The organism is Nonomuraea sp. NPDC049714, assembly GCF_044465295.1.
Lineage (GTDB): Bacteria > Actinomycetota > Actinomycetes > Streptosporangiales > Streptosporangiaceae > Nonomuraea.
On sequence record NZ_JBITLM010000005.1, the window covers coordinates 98,838 to 118,319 of the forward strand.

General features: G+C 70.1%; 13 protein-coding genes. 6 read left to right on the top strand and 7 right to left on the bottom strand.

Annotated elements, in window-relative coordinates:
* Positions 1 to 66: 66 nt before the first annotated feature.
* Complete coding sequence (locus ACIBQX_RS21245; RefSeq protein WP_397006964.1) at positions 67 to 762, top strand: hypothetical protein; 696 nt, start codon at positions 67 to 69, stop codon at positions 760 to 762.
* On the opposite strand, the gene ACIBQX_RS21250 is transcribed toward ACIBQX_RS21245, so the two are convergent.
* On the bottom strand, positions 710 to 1,951 hold the full coding sequence (locus tag ACIBQX_RS21250; RefSeq protein WP_397006966.1) for a hypothetical protein: 1,242 nt from the start codon (positions 1,949 to 1,951) through the stop codon (positions 710 to 712). The genes ACIBQX_RS21245 and ACIBQX_RS21250 overlap by 53 nt on opposite strands.
* A 67-nt stretch (positions 1,952 to 2,018) precedes the next feature.
* Positions 2,019 to 2,825, bottom strand: coding sequence for an SAM-dependent methyltransferase (locus ACIBQX_RS21255; protein ID WP_397006968.1), 807 nt, complete (start codon positions 2,823 to 2,825; stop codon positions 2,019 to 2,021).
* A 281-nt stretch (positions 2,826 to 3,106) separates the two neighbouring features.
* Here ACIBQX_RS21255 and ACIBQX_RS21260 point away from each other — a divergent pair, with 281 nt between their 5' ends.
* Positions 3,107 to 4,033 (top strand): alpha/beta fold hydrolase, encoded by a 927-nt coding sequence (locus tag ACIBQX_RS21260; RefSeq protein WP_397006970.1) that lies wholly within the window; start codon positions 3,107 to 3,109, stop codon positions 4,031 to 4,033.
* A gap of 78 nt (positions 4,034 to 4,111) precedes the next feature.
* Positions 4,112 to 4,213, top strand: a complete 102-nt coding sequence (locus ACIBQX_RS21265; protein ID WP_397006972.1) for a twin-arginine translocation signal domain-containing protein — start codon at positions 4,112 to 4,114, stop codon at positions 4,211 to 4,213.
* Between the two features lie 11 nt (positions 4,214 to 4,224).
* Here the strand turns inward: ACIBQX_RS21265 and ACIBQX_RS21270 are convergent, their stop codons facing one another.
* Genes ACIBQX_RS21270 through ACIBQX_RS21285 form a run of 4 tightly spaced genes read right to left on the bottom strand, consistent with a single transcriptional unit; the run spans position 4,225 to position 10,301 of the window.
* The gene (locus ACIBQX_RS21270) at positions 4,225 to 7,248 is read right to left on the bottom strand and encodes an alpha-mannosidase (protein ID WP_397006974.1); all 3,024 of its coding nucleotides are present in this window, start codon (positions 7,246 to 7,248) and stop codon (positions 4,225 to 4,227) included.
* A gap of 26 nt (positions 7,249 to 7,274) precedes the next feature.
* Positions 7,275 to 8,141, bottom strand: coding sequence for a carbohydrate ABC transporter permease (locus ACIBQX_RS21275; RefSeq protein ID WP_397006976.1), 867 nt, complete (start codon positions 8,139 to 8,141; stop codon positions 7,275 to 7,277).
* A 1-nt stretch (position 8,142) separates the two neighbouring features.
* Entirely contained in the window at positions 8,143 to 9,015 is an 873-nt protein-coding gene (locus tag ACIBQX_RS21280; RefSeq protein WP_397006978.1) for a carbohydrate ABC transporter permease, read from the bottom strand.
* On the bottom strand, positions 9,015 to 10,301 hold the full coding sequence (locus ACIBQX_RS21285) for an ABC transporter substrate-binding protein (RefSeq protein WP_397006980.1): 1,287 nt from the start codon (positions 10,299 to 10,301) through the stop codon (positions 9,015 to 9,017). Before ACIBQX_RS21285 ends, ACIBQX_RS21280 begins: the two co-directional genes overlap by 1 nt.
* Positions 10,302 to 10,432: 131 nt before the next feature.
* Between ACIBQX_RS21285 and ACIBQX_RS21290 the strand changes: the two genes are divergently transcribed.
* From ACIBQX_RS21290 to ACIBQX_RS21300, 3 genes are read left to right on the top strand one after another with little or no spacing between them, the layout of a single operon-like run.
* The gene (locus tag ACIBQX_RS21290) at positions 10,433 to 11,464 is read left to right on the top strand and encodes a LacI family DNA-binding transcriptional regulator (RefSeq protein ID WP_397006982.1); all 1,032 of its coding nucleotides are present in this window, start codon (positions 10,433 to 10,435) and stop codon (positions 11,462 to 11,464) included.
* A gap of 46 nt (positions 11,465 to 11,510) precedes the next feature.
* Complete coding sequence (locus ACIBQX_RS21295; RefSeq protein ID WP_397006984.1) at positions 11,511 to 12,740, top strand: glycosyl hydrolase; 1,230 nt, start codon at positions 11,511 to 11,513, stop codon at positions 12,738 to 12,740.
* Between the two features lie 32 nt (positions 12,741 to 12,772).
* Entirely contained in the window at positions 12,773 to 14,788 is a 2,016-nt protein-coding gene (locus ACIBQX_RS21300) for a glycoside hydrolase (RefSeq protein ID WP_397006986.1), read from the top strand.
* Positions 14,789 to 14,832: 44 nt separating this feature from the next.
* Here ACIBQX_RS21300 and ACIBQX_RS21305 read toward each other — a convergent pair whose 3' ends face one another.
* Positions 14,833 to 19,431, bottom strand: coding sequence for a ThuA domain-containing protein (locus tag ACIBQX_RS21305; protein ID WP_397006988.1), 4,599 nt, complete (start codon positions 19,429 to 19,431; stop codon positions 14,833 to 14,835).
* Positions 19,432 to 19,482: the final 51 nt, after the last annotated feature.

Sequence of the window (19,482 nt, forward strand, 5' to 3'; positions counted from 1 at the left end):
GCCGTCGCATCGGTCTCGTGAGCAGGAGATCTTGATGAGGAGCGCCGCCGGGCGTACTTTTTGGCCATGGTCGAGGACGAACCCGGACAGCGTTTACTCGGGCACCCGGCGGTGACCGAGTGCGTCGTGGTCGAGGGCGAGCAGATGATCGCCTACGTGGTCGCCGGCGACGGCGAGCAGCCCAGGGAGTTCCTGGCCGAGCTGGTGCCGCTGCGCCGGCTGCCCGACGTGGTGGCGGTGATACCTGTGTTGCCGCGCACGGCTGAGGGCGCGATCGACGTCGCGGCGCTGCCCCTTCCGGTCGTCGAGGGGCAGCGACCTACGGGCGGCAAGGGCGGCTTCGCAACAGCGGGGAGCGGTTCGCTGATGATCGGCGGCACGCTCCTGTTCGGCTTCCTCGCCTCTGCTACCACCAACGTATTCTGGCCCTTTTCCACTGATTTGTCCGGTGTGCCACTGCCCTGGGCGGCGCTGTTCTTCGGGCTCTACCTGTTCGAGTGGGCCTCGTTCGGGCTGGGCGTGATGGTTCTGCTGCGGGGCCGCCCGGCGCTGGCCCGGCTGGGCCGCTCCGCACCACTGACCACATCGGCCTGGCTGGCGCTCACCTGGCTGCTGGTGGCGTGGTGGCCGCAGGACAATCTGTACCGGCTGGCCGCCAAGACCGACTGGCCGCGACAGGCGGCCCTCGTCTACGGCTTCAACGTCACCCTCATGATCGCCACAGCGGTGCTCCTCGTCTTCGTCGCCGGTCGACGGCGGTGACCACGTGTTCGGAGCTGTACCGGGTGAACATCGTGCCGAGCGCCTCGTTGGCGGTCCGCATGGCCCGCTCTGCCTCGTCCAGCTCCCGAAGCGTCCGGGAGGCGAGCGCGATCCCCAGGTAGGGAAAGGGGTCGAGCGCGGCGGTCGGAATGGTGACCAGGAGAATCGTGCCGAGTTCCGCGCATCGTCCGGCCAGCCGCGTGACGTGCTCACGCAGCGCGGTCGACGGCAGGCGGGCGCCCAAGGGCAGACAATCCAGGGTACGCACCACATGCCCGGCGCCATGCAGGCGATCCAGCGCCACCTGAAGGGTGAAGGCCACGGCGGGACCGGTGAGCCGCAGGTTGATCTCGGTGGGCACCAATGGTCCCGCCCGGTCGGCTACGAAGTCCACGTCGTACCAGCCGCGGTAACCGTAGGAGGCCAGTGCCGTGCCCACGGCGGCGCCGAAGCCGGCTGCGGTCCGCACCTGCTCGGCGGGGAGTGCGCCAGGGCCGATTGTGACGCCCTGGTAGCGGGTGCCGTCGATCGTCATCGCACCCGTACCGACCGGGTGCACCCGCCCGTCCGCTGCGACGACGGCGTCGTACGTGGGGTTGGCGACGCCCGCGATGTACTCCTCCAGCAGAAGACCGCGCACCCTCCGGGGCGGCGGGGTCGTGGTCACGATCCGGGTGCCCACGCCGCCCACCCCGTACTCCGTCTTGAGCACATAGGGCATGGCCGCCCCTCGCAACTCGCGGCGTGATCCGACCCGGCGCTGTGCCGCGATCCGGATTCCCGGCCGGCCTGGAGCCAGCTCACGGAAGAGCTCATGGGAGCCGCGCTTGGACTCGAAGCGGCGGATGCAGTCCAGCACCCCGGCAGGAGCGGGCCGGATGCGGTCGAATGCGGGCGTGTGACCCCAGGCCAGCACCGTCGCCTCGGAGGAGATGAGCTCTGGCCGGCCGGCGAGGGCCGCCGACACCTGCCCGTCCGCCGCCAGCCCCCCGCACACTCTCAGCTCGCCCCAGCCCAACGTTTCGGACAGGTGCCGGATCCACCACTCCGGTACGGGCAGCGGCAGCACGACGAGGCCAGGCCGGGGACTGGCGAAGGCCGCCAGGCAGGAGTAGTGATCGCGCCCCGCCGAGATGCCGCCGAAGGCGGAGTTGTACTCGGCGACATTGCCGACATGGATGGCAGGCAAGCCCCCCGTCCAGGCGCTCACCCACGACGGCTCGGCGCTCGCCAGGCTCGTCACCGGGCCGCGGCCTCTACGGCTTGCGTACGATCCCGCACCACTGGTCGACCTCGGCCGGCAGGCCGCCGTCCCATTCGGGCTCGGGACGCCACCGTGAGCACGAGACCCACCCCGGCTCCACCACCTCCAGGCCGGTGAAGAACTCGGCGATCCGCTCGGGGGTGCGCAGCTTCAGCTTGGGCTGGGCGTCGATGTTCCACACGCGCACCGCCTCGGCGGTGGTCTCGCCGTTGACCGCCGTGGTGGTGTTGGCCACCGCGATGTAGCTCCCGGACGGCACCGCCGCCAGTAACCGGTCGATGATCCGCTGGAGCTCGTCGTCGTCACCGATGAAATGCATGACGCCCAGCAGCATGATCGCCACCGGCTGGGAGAAGTCCAGCGTCTTGGCCGCCTGCCGCAGGATGTTGTCCGGGTCGTGCAGGTCGGCATCGATGTAGTCGGTGGCGCCCTCTTCGGAGCTGGTCAGCAGGGCTCGCGCGTGCACCAGCACCAGTGGATCGTTGTCGACGTACACGATCCGCGACTCGGGGGCCGCCTGCTGCGCGACCTCATGGGTGTTGTCCTGGGTGGGCAGTCCGGTGCCGATATCAAGGAATTGCCGGATCCCCACCTCGGTGGTCAGGTACCGCACAGCCCGGCCCAGGAACAGCCGGTCGGCCCGGGCCAGCTCGATCACCACAGGGAAGATCTTGCGGACCCGTTCCCCAACCTCCCGATCCACCGGAAAATGGTCTTTACCGCCCAGCCAGTAGTTCCAGATCCGTGCCGTGTGCGGCACGTGCGACTGGAGCTTGTCCTCGGGCTCGTCGGCCATCATCAACCCTTCCACAACGGCAGAAGCCCCCAGAATGGGAGATTCCGAGTCTATGACTAGGGTGACGTCGGCCAGTGGGGGCCCGCAAGCGACTGCCGTAGATTCTTGGATCTTGGACAAGAAAGATCGTTCCCGTCCGTTGTCCCCCGTGCGAGCTACCCGAAAGTGTCCACTACGTGGTGACGATTACGGCATGGTTGATTCCGTAGCGTTTCCGGTGTGGCTGCGGCGCTTTGGGCGCTTCGGACCACACCGCCGTGCGAATCAGCTCACTGGAGGACATAATGCGAGGCAAGATCAAGGCATCTGTTGTGGCCGCGCTGTGCTGCACCATGGTCGGTGCGGGAGTCGCCGGCGGCGGGGCCGCATCTGCGGAGGAGTGGGACCCGTTCGCCACCACCACCGGGGCGGAGTGGGACCCCTTCGCCCCCACGGAGCGCAAGGACCCGATCTCCGGCACCAAGAAGATCAAGGTTGCCGGCAAGTCGGTGAACGTGTCCTGCTCGGGTGTCCCGAAGAGGGGCAAGCCGGTCGTCGTGCTGCTGCACGGAGCGGGTGACGGGGTGGACAAGCTGGCCGCCCTGCAGAAGACGCTGAGCAAGAAGAACCAGGTTTGCTCCTACGACCGGCTCGGCGCGGGAGCGAGCGACCAGCCGGACGGCCTGCAGAGCTTCGCCAGCACCGGGAAGATCCTGACCGGGGTGCTCGACCAGGTCGCGGGTGACCGTCCGGTCGTGCTGGCCGGGCACTCGCTGGGCGGGCTGATCGCCGCCAGGTACGCCCCCGAGCACCGGGACAGGGTCAAGGGGCTGGTCCTGATGGACGCCACGTCACCCACCATGGCCGCCGACATCATGCGGGCGATCCCCAAGTCCGCCACGGGCCCGGCCGCCGAGTTGCGGGCGCAGAACCTCGCGGTGTTCCAGGGGCAGAACCCGGAGAAGCTGGTCGTCCCCGACGGTAAGGTCCGTTCCGCCGGCAGGATCCCGGTGCAGGTGATCCAGCACGGCAAGCAGTACCTCGCGGCCATTCCCCAGTACGGGCCGCGCCTGGAGCGGGCCTGGGCCGCAGGCCAGCGCAAGTGGCTCGCGGTGTCCAGTCGCGCCAAGCTGAGCACGGCCAAGAAGAGCGAGCACTACATCTACGTCGACCAGCCCGAAGTCGCCGTCAAGGCCATCCAGCTCGTCGCCTCGCAGGCCACCCGCCGCTAGGCGACCGGCCGCCGGCATCCACTGAGGCTCCGCACGCCGGGGATGGCCGCGGGCCGAGGCAAGGAGCAGCGGTCGCTGATGGTGTCACGACGTAGTTTCCTCCGGGCGAATGGCGTGGTCCTCGCAGCCAACGGGCTCGGGATCACGCTTCCCGATCAGGCCGTCGCGCCTGAGCGCTGAACCGGCAGGGCTCATCGCCCGCGGACCAGTCTCAGGGTGACGAGTTCGAAGGGCCGCAGCCGCAGGGACACCGGCTCGCCTCCGGGGTGCGGGTCGGCCAGGGGGCGCTCCAGCAGGTCGGCCGGGATGGCGGCGGAGATCGGGAAGTTCGGGGTCAGGGTGGCCCTGGCGCGGGCGCCGCGCGACTCGTGGAAGCGTACGATCACGTCGCCGCTCTCGTCGTCGGCCAGCTTGACGGCGGTGACCACCACCGCGTCGTTGTCCAGCGTGACCAGGGGCGCCACCTCGGCGTCACCGGGAACGCGGCGCTCGGGCAGGTTGGCGAAGTGGCCCTCGCGCACCGCGTCCCCGATCGTCGCGCCCGGCACGAGCGCGTGGTGGAAGCGGTGCAGGCCCTGGTCGGTCTCCGGGTCGGGGAAACGTGGGGCGCGCAGCAGGGAGATCCGCACGGTGGTGGTCGTGCCCGAGTCGCCCGCCCGGACCGTACGGGTCACGTCGTGGCCGTAGGTGGCGTCGTTGACCAGCGCGACGCCCCAGTCCGGCTCTCCCACGTGCACGAAGCGGTGGTTGCACGCCTCGAACTTGGCCGCCTCCCAGCTCGTGTTGGTGTGGGTGGGGCGGTAGACGTGGCCGTACTGGCTCTCCGAGGCGTACCGCTCCGCGTGCACGTCCAGCGGGAAGGCCAGCTTGAGGAACTTCTCCGTCTCGTGCCAGTCGACCTCGGTGCGGATGTCGAGCCGCTTGGCGCCGGACGGGAGCGTGAGCACCTGGGTCACCGTGGAAGCGCCGAACGAGCGGACGACGCGGACCGAGCCCGGCTCGTCGCCCGGCGCCACCTCCTCGGCCTCGACCAGGTCGGTGACGGTGTTGCGGTAGAACTCGTCCACGTCCCAGGCGTCCCACATGTTGGGGAAGTCCGGGTGAATCTGGAGCAGGTTGGCCGTCTGGCCGGGCGCGACGGTCTCACGCTCGGCCGCGAGGTCGAACGCGGAGACCACCAGTCCCCGCCCGTCGATCTCCACTCTCAGCAGACCGTTGTCCAGCACATGGCCGCCGTCCTCGCGTGCCGTTCGCCCGCTGGCACCGGACCCGTCCGCTCGTGCGGCTCCTCCGGCCGGGACGGCGGCGCGGGTGTGCGGCGCGGAGTTGAAGACGACGACGCCGCCGGAGGGGGGCCCGGCCAGGGCTCGCTGGGCGGCGTCGATGATCGACTCCAGCTCCTCGGCCACCGCCGCGTAGGTGCGCTCGGCCTCGCGGTGCACCCACGCGATCGACGATCCGGGCAGGATGTCATGGAACTGGTGCAGGAGCACCGTCTTCCAGATCCTGTCGAGCTGCGCGTACGGGTAGGAGAAGCCGGCGCGCACGGCGGCGGTGGCCGCCCACAGCTCGGCCTCGCGCAGCAGCGACTCGCTGCGCCGGTTGCCGCGCTTGGTCCTGGCCTGGCTGGTGAGCGTGGCCCGGTGCAGTTCGAGGTAGAGCTCACCCGCCCAGACGGGTGGGTGCGGGTACTCCGCCTCCGCCTTGTCGAAGAAGGCGGAGGGGGTCTCCCAGGTGACGGTGGCCGAGCCTTCCAGGTCGCGCAGCCTGGCCGCTTTGGCGACCATCTCGCGGGTGGTGCCGCCGCCGCCGTCCCCCCAGCCGGTCGGGGCGAGCGAGTGCCTGGCGACGCCCTTGTCCTTGAAGTTGGCGGCGGCGTGCGCGATCTCCCGGCCGCTCATGGAGCAGTTGTAGGTGTCCACGGGAGGGAAGTGGGTGAAGATCCGGGTGCCGTCGATGCCCTCCCACAGGAACGTGTGGTGCGGGAACGTGTTGGTCCGGCTCCACGAGATCTTCTGGGTGAGCAGCCGCCTGGAGCCCGCCGCCTTGATGATCTGCGGCAGCCCGGCCGCGAACCCGAACGTGTCGGGCAGCCACACCTCGTCGTTGTCGACGCCGAACTCGTCGATGAAGAACCGCTTGCCGTGCACGAACTGCCTGGCCATCGCCTCCGATCCCGGCATGTTGGTGTCGGACTCCACCCACATGCCGCCCGTCGGGACGAACCGCCCGGCGGCCACCGCCTTGGTCACCTCGGCCCACACCTCGGGCCGGTGCTCCTTGATCCACGCCCACTGCTGCGCCTGCGACATGACGAAGACGAAGTCCGGCTCGTCGCGCAGCAGCGCGGTCATGTTGGACGCGGTGCGGGCCACCTTCCGCACGGTCTCGCGCAGCGGCCACAGCCAGGCGGAGTCGATGTGCGCGTGGCCGACGGCGCTGATCCGGTGCGCGGAGGGCACGGCGGGCGCCGACAGCACGCCGGCCAGCTCGGCGCGGGCGGCCTCGGCGGTGCCGCCGACGTCCTGAAGGTCGATGGCGTCCAGCGCCCGCCCGATGGCGCGCAGCAGCTCGTAGCGCCGGGCGGACTCGACGGGCAGCTCCATCATGAGCTCGCCCAGCACTTCGAGGTCGATGACGAGTTGCCAGACGGCCTCGTCGAAGACGGCGAGGTCCATGCGGGCGAGCCGGTACTGCGGGGTGGTCCCGGCCGTCTCCCTGTCGCCGAGCTTCGTCGGCAGGAACGGGTGATAGTCGAGGATGACCGGGTTGGAGGCGGCCTCGACGTGCAGCCGCACCTCCTCCCCGCCCTCGACGGGGGCGCCGACGCGCACCCACTGGTTGCGCGGGTTGAGGCCCTTCACGGGAGTGCCGTCGGGACGGTAGACCAGGCCCTCGCACTGGAAGCCGGGCATGTTCTCGTCGAAACCGAGGTCGAGGATCGCCTCGACCGTCCGCCCCGCCCACCGCTCCGGCACGGTGCCGGTGACGGTGAACCAGCTCGTCCCCCACGGTGCGCCCCACAGGTCGCCCACCGCGATCGGCGCGGACGCCCCGGACGCCGCCGCCAGCCCCTCGGCCACCGGCACCGGCTCCCCGGGCGCGGTCCAGACCGCCACCTCCAGAGGTACGGACTCCGGATGGACGGCCGGGCGCACGCGCTCCTCCAGCACGCGCTTCAGGCGGGCTTCGACCAGCGTGCGGTCATCATGCATCGAGCGGCTCCTCGTGGAAGGGGCGGTCAGCCCTTGATGGCGCCTTCCGCGACGCCCCTGAAGAAGAACCGCTGGAGCGTCGCGAACAGGATCACGATCGGCAGGAAGGAGATCATCGTTCCGGCTGCGATCAGGCGTGGATTGTTGGCGAACGTGCCGTTGAGGTACTGCAAACCGACGGTGAGAGTGTAGTTGTCGGGGTTGTTCAGGACGATGAGCGGCCAGAGGAAGTCGTCCCAGGCACCGATGAAAGAGAAGATCGTGACGACGCTGAGCATGCCGCGCACGTTGGGCAGGCCGATGTGGCGCAGCCGCTGCCACACCGTCGCCCCGTCGATGATCGCGGCCTCGTCCATCTCCTTGGGGATCGCCTGGAACGCGGTGTACATCAGCAGCACGTTGAGCATCGCTATCGCGCCCGGCAGCGCCACGCCGAGGAGCGTGTCGGCCAGGCCGAGCCCGCGCACGGTGACGTACTGCGAGATGATCGTGACCTCGCCCGGCAGCACGAGCGTCGCCAGGAACAGCCCGAACAGCAGCTTCGCACCGCGGAAGCGGAGTCTGGCCAGCGCGAATCCCGCCAGGGTGGCGCCGATCGCGTTGCCCGTCACCACGATCGCCGCCACGATCAGCGAGTTGAGGGCGTAGGACCAGACGGGGATGGTGTCGGCGACCCCGGCGTAGTTGTCCAGCGTCGGGTGCTCGGGCAGGAAGCTCGGCGTGGCGGAGTAGATGTCCTCGTCGAGGCTCTTGAGCGAGGTGGAGAGCTGCCACAGGAACGGTGAGATGGTGAGCGCCAGCACGAGGAGCAGCAGGGCGTAGCGGACTGCCTTCTCGCGGGTGCTGATCGTGTTGAAGCCGCCCCGGCGTGCGGCCCTGACGTGCGCCGCCATGTCAGGACCCCCTCCTGTTGAGCCGCAGCAGGAGGAGCATCGGGCCGATCGTGATCAGCAGCAGGACGATGCTGAGCGCGGAGGCGTAGCCGAGGTGACCGGTGAGCCCCCGGCTGTAGAGCTGGATGAGCATCACCACCGACATGTCGCGGCCGCCGGGCCCGCCGGTGCCGTTCGACAGCACGTACAGCTCGGAGAACACGCGCAGGGCCGAGACCGAGACCAGCACGGAGATCAGCAGCATCGTGTTGCGCACCCCCGGCACGGTGATGCTCCAGAACCGCCGCACCGGGCCCGCGCCGTCGACGGCGGCGGCCTCATGCAGCTCGCGCCGGACGTTGCCCAGGGCCGAGAGATAGATGATCATATAATATCCGAGGCCCTTCCAGACGGTCAGGCTGATCGCGCTGAACAGCAGCAGCCACCGGTCGGTCAGGAACGGCAACGGCTCGCCGACGACGCCGAGCCACTGCGCGAAGCCGTTGATCGCGCCCCGATCGTCGAGCAGCCAGCCCCAGATCAGCGCGACCACCACGGCCGAGGCGACCACGGGGGTGTAGAAGGCGGTGCGGAAGAACATGATGCCCGGCAGCTTCTTCTCCACCAGGATCGCCATCAGCAGGGGCAGCATGGTGAGCAGCGGCAGGCAGATCACCATGTAGACGATGCTGTTGATCAGCGCGTCGACGAGCTGGGCGTCGTTCAGCAGGCGGTCGTAGTTCTCCAGCCCGGTGAACCAGCCGCCCCCGAGCGGTTTGGCGTTGGTGAAGGAGAGAACGACCGTGTTGATCGACGGCCACACGGAGAACACCATCAGCCAGACCGCGGCGGGGGCCACCAGGAGCCACGGCGTGAACCAGCGCTGCCGGGTCATCAGCCTTTGAGGAGCCGGTCGCACTGGGCCACCGCTTCGTCGAGCGCTTCCTTGGACGTCACGTCACCGCTGATGGCCGAGGCGAACTGCTGCGCGACGATCGTCTTCATCGCGTCGCTGACCTGGACCGGCGTGAGCAGCTTCGCCTTGGCCAGCGAGCTGAAGGCGAGGACCTTGGCGTCGCCGGAGTTGGTGCCGTCACTCTTGCTGAAGAACGGGTCGTTCGCCGAGGCCGTGGTGCTGGGGAAGATGTTCACCAGATGGGCGAAGGCGGCCTGGTTCTCCGCGTTGGTCACCCAGCGGGCCAGCGCGACCGCGGCGGGGGCGTTCTTCGTCCCGGCGGAGACCGCCAGCCCCTGCACATAGAGCGGCGGGGTGCCCATCGCGGCCGACGGCACGACCTTGGGCGCGAGGCCGGGATTGTCGCCGGCCAGGCTGGTGATCAGGTTGCCGCCACCGGTGGTCCACGCCACGGTCTCCTCGGTGAACAGCTTGGAGTTGCCGGCGTAGGTGTCGGTCAGGATGTCGCGGGGCAGCAGGCCCTCCTTGTAGGCGGCCCGGTACTTGTCGAGCAGGGCGACGGCCTCGGGCGTGTTGAAGGTGAAGCGGGTGCCGTCCGGGGACATGACCTGCACGCCCGCGTTGGTGAGGTCGAGCAGCTCCGGCTTACGGCTCATCAGGAAGACCTTGTTGCCGGCCTTCTTCTTGAACGTCCTGGCCTGCTCGATGAGCTCGTCCAGAGTGGTGGGGAGCTTCTCGGGGTCGAGACCGTTCGCGGTGAGCAGTTCGGTGTTCCAGTAGTTCACGTCGGTGTTGAGGTACCACGGGTAGCTGTAGACGCCCTCGATCCCCGGATACCTGTAGGCGTCGAGGCCGCCGGCGACGTACTCCTGGGTGACCTTCGGGTCCGCCTTGGCGACGTCGAGCAGCAGGCCCTGCTTCACCAGCGGAAGCCCGAACTCGGGGGGCAGGTTCGTGACGTCGGGGAGGTTGCCGCCCGCCGCCTGGCTCAGCACCTTCTCGGAGTAGTCCTCGGCGGGCTGGTCCAGCCATTCGACCTGGACACCCGGGTACTTCTTCTCGAAGCCGTCGATGACGCCCTGGACGTACTCGGTGAACTTCGGCTTGAGCGCCCACGTCTGGAAGCTGACCTTGCCCGTCACCTCGCCGGAGACGGACGCGCTGGGCGCCGCCGCCTGCTCGGGCGTGCCGAGCCCGCACCCTCCGGTCGCCCCCACGACCAGCGCCGTGGCCACTGCGGCCAGTCCTGTTCGGTGCCTTCGCATGTCGCTCTCCTCACACTTCCACCGACGTACTAAACCGCTCTAGTTGCCGGACTATCCACCGGGCTAGACTCCGATGTCAAGAGCTGTGGACAAAACCGTGCGGCGAGGGTTCCGCGCAGAAGGAGCACGTAGTGGCCCGACCGACCATCGCCGACATCGCGCGGCGGGTGGGGGTGTCCAAGGGCGCGGTGTCGTTCGCGCTGAACGGGCGCCCCGGCGTCAGCGAGACGACCAGGGCGCGGATCCTCCAGGTGGCCGACGAGATGAACTGGCGCCCGCACAGCGCCGCCAGGGCGCTGGGCGGCGCGCGGGCCGGCGCGGTGGGGCTGGTGATCGCGCGGCCCGCCAGCACCCTGGGCGTCGAGCCGTTCTTCGCCCAGCTCCTGTCAGGCCTGCAGGCCAGGCTGTCGGCGGAGTCGATGGCCATGCACCTGCTGGTCGTCGAGGACTCCGCGGCCGAGATCGAGACCTACCGGGAATGGACCTCGGCGCACCGCGTGGACGGTTTCGTCCTGGTCGATCCGACCGTCCGCGACCCGCGCTTCGAGGCGCTGGAGGAGCTCGGCGTGCCCGCCGTGGTGCTCGGCGGCCCGGGGCGCTTCGGCGCGCTGTCCAGCGTGTGGGCCGACGACAGGGAGGCGATGCTGTCGGTCGTCGACTACCTCGCGGCGCTCGGCCACCGGCGCGTCGCGCACGTCGCGGGACTGCCCGGCCTCCGGCACACCCAGCGCCGCATCCGGGCGCTGCGCGACTCCGTGCGCCGGCTCGGGCTGGTCGACACGGTGTCGCTGCCGACCGACTTCAGTGACTCCGAGGGGGCGGCCGCCACCAGGGCGCTGCTGTCACGCCCGCGGCGGCCGACCGCGATCGTCTACGACAGCGACGTGATGGCGCTGGCCGGGCTCGGCGTGGCGGGCGAGATGGGCGTACGGGTGCCCGGCGAGGTGTCGATCCTGTCCTTCGACGACTCGGTGCTCACCCGGGTCACGCACCCGAGCATCACCTCGCTCTCGCGCGACACCATCGCGCTCGGCGGGCAGGTGGCCGAGGTGCTGCTCCAGGTGATCGCCAACCCCGCGCTGCGCCGCGACGTCAAGACCGCCACCCCCCGGCTGGTGGTCAGGGAGAGCACCGCGCCGCCCGCTCTTGGCAGGGCCGACTAAAGCGGTTTAGATTCCAGGGAGATCGACACGACTCCCTGGAGGACGCGTGCCCCTGCCCCCGCTTCGTTTCGGCGCCAACTACGTGCCCTCGTCCGGCTGGTTCTACGGCGCGCTCGACCCGGCCGCCACCAGCGCCGACGCCGACGCCGTCCGGCGGGACTTCGAGGACCTCGCCGGGATCGGGCTCGACCACGTCAGGGTGTTCCCGATCTGGCCGTGGATCCAGCCCAACCGGGCGCTGATCAGGCAGGCGCCGATCGACGACCTGCTCGGCATGATCGACCTGGCCGCCGAGTTCGGGCTGTCCGTCTCGGTGGACCTGATCCAGGGCCACCTGTCGAGCTTCGACTTCCTGCCGTCCTGGGTGCTCACCTGGCACCGGCGCAGCCTCTTCACCGACCCGGAGGTCCGCGAGGGCCTGGTCGCCTATGTGGACCGGCTCGCCCGGGAGGTCGCCACCCGCGCCAACGTGTTCGCGGTCACGCTCGGCAACGAGGTGAACAACCTCTACCCCGCCAACCCGACGACGCCCGAGGCGTCCGCCGCCTGGGCCGCCGAGCTGATCGCCGCCGCCCGCGCCGCCGCGCCGCGCCTGCTCACCCTGCACTCGCTCTACGACGCCACCTGGTACGAGCCCGGCCACCCCTTCCATCCCGCCGACAACGTCGATCTCGGCGATCTGACGACGGTCCACTCCTGGGTGTTCAACGGCGTCTCCGCGCTGGACGGCCCGCTCGGCCCGGCCACCGTCAGCCACGCCGACTATCTGGTGGAGCTCGCCGCGGCCACCTCGGCCGATCCCGCCCGTCCGGTGTGGCTCCAGGAGGTGGGCGCGCCACGGCCCGACATCCCCGAGGACGCCGCCCCGGAGTTCGTGCGCCGCATGCTCGGCGACGTCCTCGCCAACCCGGCTCTGTGGGGCGTCACCTGGTGGTGCTCCCACGATCTCGACCGCTCCCTCGCCGACTTCCCCGAGCGTGAGTACGACCTCGGCCTGTTCACCGTGGATCACGTGGCCAAGCCCGTGGCCAGGGAGCTGGCGGCGGTCATCCGCGAGCACCGCCGTCCCGCCGGGAACAGGCCCGCGCTGGTGTGCGCGGTGGATCTGCGGGCCGAGCCGGAGCGCCGGGGCGAGGTCGCGCCGGGCAGCGCCTTCCACACCGAGTGGGTACGTCGGCGCCGGACCGGCCCGCTCGCCATCGTCACCGCCTCGCGGGCGGGTGACGCCGCCTATCTCGACGCGCGCGGGATCGACACCGTATCGACACCGTGCTGACCCCGGCGTGAACTGCTACGACAGGAGAGCACATGCGACGAAGGCTCTTATCCACCCTCTGCGTCCTCTTCGCGCTGGCGGCTCTCGTCACCGCTCCCGCCCAGGCGGTCCCGGCGACGACGGGCGACCAGCCGTACGCCTCCTACTGGTACCCCGACACCATCCTGTCCTGGGATCCGGCGACCGATCCCGACGCCAGGTTCAACCGCTCACGGGTGCCGCTGCGCCCGCGGGTCCAGAGCCCGGCGCTGAAGGCCAACGCCAACGCCCGCGCGGGCGAGGGCCGCGTCGCCTCCTTGGTCTCCTTCGCGCCGACCTCGAACAACCCGTCACAGGGCTCTCTCGATCCCAGCTACTACGCCTTCGGACACTGGCAGTATGTCGACACCCTGGTCTTCTGGGGCGGCTCGTCGTTCGAGGGCCTGATCCTCGCGCCCAACCCCACGGTCATCGACGCGGCGCACCGCAACGGCGTCAAGGTGTACGGCACGGTGTTCTTCCCGCCGGCCGTGTTCGGCGGCCGGCTCCAGTGGGTGCGCGACTTCGTCCGCAAGAGCGGCTCCACCTACCCGGTGGCCGACAAGCTGGTGCAGGTGGCCGAGCACTACGGCTTCGACGGCTGGTTCATCAACCAGGAGACCGAAGGCGGTGACGCCGCGCTCGCCACCGAGCTGCGCTCGCTGATCACGTACGCCCGCGACCGGGGCCAGGCCGAGTTCATGTGGTACGACGCCATGACCGAGAGCGGCACGATCTCCTGGCAGGAGGCGCTCACCAGCGCCAACGACGCCTTCCTCAACGACCCCGCCCGGGTCTCGGACTCGATGTTCCTCGACTTCGGCTGGACCGCCGCCAAGCTGAACTCCTCCCGCCGCCTGGCCCGCAAGCTGGGCAGGGACGAGCACGAGCTGTACTCCGGCATCGACACCGAGGCCAACGGCACCGGCACGAGCGTGCCGTGGGACGCGGTGTTCCCGCCGGGACGGCGGCACACCACCTCGCTGGGCATCTACCGTCCCGAGTGGACGTGGAAATCGTCGAGCGGCCCGGCCGACTTCCGCGCCAGGGACTCCCGCTTCTGGGTGGGCGCCAACGCCGACCCCTCCGACACCTCGACCACCTCGCCGTGGAAGGGCCTCGCGCACTACATCGCCGAGGCGTCCCCGGTCACCGCGAAGCCGTTCGTCACCGGGTTCAACGCCGGGCACGGCGACTTCTACAACGTCGGCGGCGTGCGCGTGCGCGACGGCGGCTGGAACAACCTGTCGGTGCAGGACGTGCCGCCCACCTACCAGTGGCTCGTCTCCTCGGCCGGCACCAGGCTCACCCCCTCCATCGACTTCGGCGACGCCTACGAGGGCGGCTCCTCGCTGCGCCTGCGCGGCCGGCTCGACGCCGAGAACACGATCAGGCTGTACCAGACGCGGCTCCCCGTGACGGCGGGCACCAAGCTGTCCGCCGTCGTCAAGACACCGTCGGCGGGCGCCACGAACCTGCGCGTGGCGGTGGCGTTCACGAACGCGCCCACCACCTTCACCACCTTCGATCTCGGCGCCACCTCCGGCACCGGGTGGGAACGCAGGACCGTCGACCTGTCGGCGCACGCCGGCAAGAAGATCGCCCAGCTGGCCCTGCGGACGACCGGCACCAGGGACGACTACGACATCCGCCTCGGGCAGCTCGCCGTCTACGACGGCGCGGTGGACACGCCCGCCGCCCCGGCGGGCCTCACCGTGCTGGGCGTCACCGACGTGTCGGACACCCGCAAGTCGCTGCGCCTGTCCTGGACCGAGTCCGGCCGCCGGGTCCACGACCACTCCGGCCGCCGGGTCCACCACTACGACGTGTACCGCCGTAACCCCGACGGCACCCGCACCTATCTGGGCGCCACGCCGAACGACGCGTACTTCGTCCCCCGGCTCGACCGCGCGGGCGCCGAGTCCGCCACGACCATCGAGGTGGAGGCGGTCTCCGCCGAGTACGGCCGCTCCTCCGCCACGACGGCGACCGTCTCGTGGGAGGGAGCGTCCCGCCCGCGTGTCTCCTGACCGGTGAGGGCCCCGCGACGCGTCGCGGGGCCCTCAGGGTGAGGTCAGCCGATCTTTTCGATCATCTTGTCGGCGTCGCGGGTGAGGACCTGGCGGACGTCGGGGCGTGGCACCAGGCTCGGGTCGGCGGCGAGAGCCTTGAAGGCGGTCAGGTGGCGAAGGGCCTTGGCGTCGTCGCCCTTGGCCTCCGCCGTCCTGGCTCGGGTCAGCTCCCTGGTGAGGGCCGTGTGGGCGGGCAGGGTGAGCCAGCTCGTGGCGCGGAAGCGGTCCACCAGGTTCTGGATGTCACGGAGCGAGGTCGTGACGGTGAACCTGACGTTCGTCGTCACGGAGTTGCCCGCGTTGTCGTTCGCGGTCACCGCCACGGTGTGGAGCGCCAGGGGGCGGGTGAACAGCGGAAGGACCGAGTCGGGCGCCAGCGCGGCGCCTTCCAGGGTGCCCGAGGCGGTCCTGACGCCGGAGGTCGTGTCCACGGCCTGCCAGGAGATGCGCAGGTCCTGGGCGTCGCCGTACACGTCGCCGTCGGCCACGCCGGACACCATCAGGGTGGGGCGGGTGCCGTCGATCTTGAGCACCGCGGCCTTCTCCGGTTCGGCGGTGCCGGCGGTGTCGCGGGCGCGGTAGCGCAGTTCGTGCGTGCCGTCCCCGGTGACGACCACGGGCTCATCGGGGTAGGCCGTCCACTCCCCCTGGTCGAGGGCGTATTCCAGCCGGGCGACGCCGGAAGCGGCGTCCTGCGCGGCCAGGAGCACCGGCACGTCGCCGTCGTTCCAGCCCGCGTCGTTGGGGGCGGCGAACGACGCCGTGGTCACCGGCGCGGTGGTGTCGATCTTCAGGGTGAGGGTGCCCGGCTCCTCCACGTTTCCGGCGCCGTCCCGGGAGCGGTACTCCAGCTTGCGGCTGCCGTCCCCGCTGACCAGGACCGGTTCGGTGTAGGGGGTCCAGGCGCCCTCGTCCAGGCGGTATTCGGTCGCCGCCACTCCGGAGTCGTCGTCGGTGGCCGACAGGGTGACCCCGACCGGGCCGGTGGCGTACCAGCCGTCCGCACCGTCGGGGTCGGCCGCCTTGGCGGTGGTCGCGGGCGGCGTGGTGTCGGCTCCGGTGTCGGGGGTGAGGCGGAACTTCTGGTTGTCGGTGTCGGTGCAGGTCCACTGGACCACCTTGGCGTTGTCGGCCTGGGAGACGCCCTCGACGTCGAGGCACAGACCGCTCACCTCCGAGCTGATCTTCCAGCCCTCTCCGGCCGCCACCGGGTGGAAGCGCTGGTGGATCTGGTGCCCCTCGCTTGCGGGGTGGCAGGTCCACTGCAGGAGCTGGACGCCGGCCTCGGTGGAACCGTTGGGCACGTCCAGGCACTTGCCGCTCTTGACGTTCTTGAACTGGTAGGCGCCGCCGCCGAGACGGATCGCCTCCCACCGCTGCTCGGTTCCCGAGGTGGCGCCCATCTGGACGATGAGGGCGTCGTCGTCGACGGAGCCGTTCTGCACGGCGACGTTCTTGCCGCTGTGCTGCGCGGTGAGCGTGTAGATCCCCGCCTCGGGGCCCTGGCCGCCGCCGCCCTCGCCGCCGAACTGGACGGCGTCCAGGTCGAAGCCGTTGTTACGGGCGTTCTTGAACACGACGTAGAGCGTCCTGGTACGGACGTCGGAGCGCACCGGCACCGACGGGGTCATCTGGTAGGTGTCCCAGCCGCCGGTGTTCGGGACCGGTGTGGTGGCCAACAGCGTGCCCGTGGGCGAGTCGGCGCGCAGCTCGATGGAGCCGCCGCCGAACGGCGTGGACACCCGGTAACTGACGACGTCGATCCCGTTGAGGTCCATCGGGGTGAACGCGACCCAGTCATTGTCGCTGACGTCGCCGATGCGCTTGCCGCTCTCGGCGCCGCCCTGGTCGATGACGCGCACGCCGGACATCGAGGTGAAGTACTCGGCCTGCTTGCGCTTGGGCTGCAGGATCGCCTTGGCGTAGCCGGTGAGCGGGTCGCCGCCCTTGTCGGTGTAGTGCGCGTTGATGACGTAGTAGAGGTTGGCGCCCGCCGGGTGCCCGCCGAGGCCGCTGGTGGAGACCGAGCCCTGGCAGCCGGGGATCTCGGTGGTCTCGTGCTCGTGGTCGTCGTGGCCCAGCGCGGGGTTGACGAACACGTCGTCGCAGTCGATCGTGCCGTCCTCGGGATCGGTGACCTTCACCGTGTACGGCACGTCGGTGCCGAACTCGATCAGCGTTCCGTCGATCGGCGTCTCCAGGGTGACCGTCGGCGCCGTGTTGCCCACCGTCACCTCGATGTTGGCGAAGCCTTCCTTGCCCGTCGAGTCGGTCGCCTTGAGCTGGGCGGTGAACCTGCCCGCGCTCTCGTACACGTGGGTGGCCCTGGGCTGGTCGGAGTCGAAGTCGCCGTCGCCGTCGAAGTCCCAGGCGTAGGTGATCGGGTCGCCGTCGGGGTCGAAGGTCCCGGCGCTGTCGAACTCGACCGTGAGCGGAGCCGGCCCGTTCGTGCGCGAGGCGGCGGCCTTGGCGACGGGGGCCCGGGCGCCGGCGGAGTAGTCGATCCGGTAGAGCCCGGAGTCGTTGTTGCCGCCGCCGAAGTTGCTGCCCCACTCCAGCAGGTACAGCGAGCCGTCGGGGCCGAAGGTGAGGTCCATCGGCTTGACGAACGGCACGTTCGGCAGGAAGTCGTTGATCTTCAGGACCTTGTCGTCCGCGTCGCGGTGGATCTCCTTGATGTAGTTGCGCGACCACTCGTAGAAGAAGCCGACCCCGTCGAAGTACGGCGGGAACTTGGTCGCGGACGGGTTGTCCGCGTCGTAGCGGTAGACGGGGCCGAACATCGGGGCGGCGCCGCCCGAGCCGAGTTCGGGGAAGGCCGGCGAGGTGTCGTAGCCGTACCACAGGGCGGGGAGCTTCAGCGGCGGCAGCTCGGTCAGGCCGGTGTTGTTCGGCGAGTCGTTCACCGGGGCGGCGCAGTCGAACTTGGGGCCGATGACCTTGGTGTCGGGGTTGTAGGGCGCGTAGGCCTGGTTGTCACCGTGGCAGAACGGCCAGCCGTAGTTGCCCGGCTCCTCGATGACGTTGTACTCGACGAGGCCCTCCGGTCCCCGGTCGGTGGTGGGCCCGCCGCGGTCGGGGCCGTAGTCGGCCACGTGCACGTGGCCGGTCTCCTGGTCCACGGTGAACCGGAACGGGTTGCGGAAGCCCATGGCGTAGATCTCGGGCCTGGTCCGCTCCGTTCCCGGCGCGAACAGGTTGCCCTCGGGGATGTCGTAGCCGCCGTCGGCCTTCGGCCTGATCCGCAGGATCTTGCCGCGCAGGTCGTTGGTGTTGCCCGCGGTGCGGGCGGCGTCGAGCATGTGCTGGCCGGGCCGCCAGTCGATCGGGGCGTAGCCCTGCCAGTCGGGCGAGAGGTTCGGCGGCACGTCGTCGCCGGTGCTCAGGTAGAGCGTGCCGTCCGGGCCGAACTCCACCGCGCCGCCGGTGTGGCCGGGCTCGGGGTAGGTCCTGCCCCGGTAGGCGGGCACCTCGATGATCGTCTTCTCGGTGGCCGGGTCGATGCTGTCGCCGTTCACCGTGAAGCGGGAGAGCCGGTTCACGTCCTCGTCGCTGTCGGCGGGTGACCAGTAGAGGTAGATGTGGCCGTTGTCGGCGAAGTCGGGATCGAGTTCCATGCCGACCAGACCGTCCTCGCCGCCGGTGTAGACGTCGAGGGTGGCGGCGGTGACCGTGGTGTGCGTGTCGGGCTTGTGGATCTTCACTTCGCCCCGGCGCTGGATGTAGAACACCCGGCCGTCGGCGGCGACGTCCAGCTCCATCGGGTCGGCGGTGTTGTCGTCCAGCGTGATCTTCTCGTAGCTGCCGTACACCGTGCCGCCGCAGTCACCGGTCTCGACGCCGGCGGCCCAGCCGATGCCGCCGAGCACGTGCTCGCGGAAGAGCGGCTCGGAGTAGGCGGCGGACTCGTGGCCCATGGCGGTGGCCCAGACCCGGCCGCCCTCGGCGTTGCGGCACCAGGAGATCGGGTGATCGGCGCCCATCGCCGAGCCGCCGGGGTTGTACGTCGTCTCGTCGGCCGTCACCAGGACGTGCACGTCGCCGCGCGGGTTGGGCGCGAAGTTGTACCACTCCTCGGCCCGCTGCCAGCGCAGCGGCAGGGTCTTGGTGGAGGGGTGGACGCGGTCGATGACCTTCGCCGTGCCCTGGAGCGTGCCGGGCGAGTGTGCCGGCATGTGGGCGCCGCCGTTGACGAGCTCGTCCCACCAGGGGAACTCGTTCTCGATCCCCATGTCGAGCGTGTTGTGCACGGCCACGACGCCCTTGCCGGAGCGCACGTACTTCTGCATCGCCTGGCGCTGGGCGTCGTTCTCCCAGATCATGCCGGAGTTCTGCAGCATGATCAGCACGTCGAAGGTCGCCAGGTCGGCGTCGTTGAAGACGCTGGAGTCGTCGCTCTGCACCACCGTGAAGCCGTGCTCGGTGGCGAGCTGCTGGACCATCTGGATACCGGCGGGGATCGAGCCGTGCACGAATCCGACGGCCTTGGTGAACAGCAGGGCCCGGAAGGGCTCATGGTGCGCGGTGTCGGCCCGGGCGGTCCCCGCCAGGGAGGTGAGTAAGAGGATCGGGAGAAAAAGGACGGCAAGCAGACGACGCATGTCGCATCTCCAGGTGAGAGGGGGGTGCAGGAGATGAGCTGTACAGGCTGG

Bases quoted from the DNA above. Each gene is read 5' to 3' on its own strand.
- ACIBQX_RS21245 (WP_397006964.1), top strand. From the start codon at position 67: ATGGTCGAGGACGAACCCGGACAGCGTTTACTCGGGCACCCGGCGGTG.
- ACIBQX_RS21255 (WP_397006968.1), bottom strand. From the start codon at position 2,825: ATGATGGCCGACGAGCCCGAGGACAAGCTCCAGTCGCACGTGCCGCAC.
- ACIBQX_RS21260 (WP_397006970.1), top strand. From the start codon at position 3,107: ATGCGAGGCAAGATCAAGGCATCTGTTGTGGCCGCGCTGTGCTGCACC.
- ACIBQX_RS21265 (WP_397006972.1), top strand. From the start codon at position 4,112: ATGGTGTCACGACGTAGTTTCCTCCGGGCGAATGGCGTGGTCCTCGCA.
- ACIBQX_RS21270 (WP_397006974.1), bottom strand. From the start codon at position 7,248: ATGCATGATGACCGCACGCTGGTCGAAGCCCGCCTGAAGCGCGTGCTG.
- ACIBQX_RS21275 (WP_397006976.1), bottom strand. From the start codon at position 8,141: ATGGCGGCGCACGTCAGGGCCGCACGCCGGGGCGGCTTCAACACGATC.
- ACIBQX_RS21280 (WP_397006978.1), bottom strand. From the start codon at position 9,015: ATGACCCGGCAGCGCTGGTTCACGCCGTGGCTCCTGGTGGCCCCCGCC.
- ACIBQX_RS21285 (WP_397006980.1), bottom strand. From the start codon at position 10,301: ATGCGAAGGCACCGAACAGGACTGGCCGCAGTGGCCACGGCGCTGGTC.
- ACIBQX_RS21300 (WP_397006986.1), top strand. From the start codon at position 12,773: ATGCGACGAAGGCTCTTATCCACCCTCTGCGTCCTCTTCGCGCTGGCG.
- ACIBQX_RS21305 (WP_397006988.1), bottom strand. From the start codon at position 19,431: ATGCGTCGTCTGCTTGCCGTCCTTTTTCTCCCGATCCTCTTACTCACC.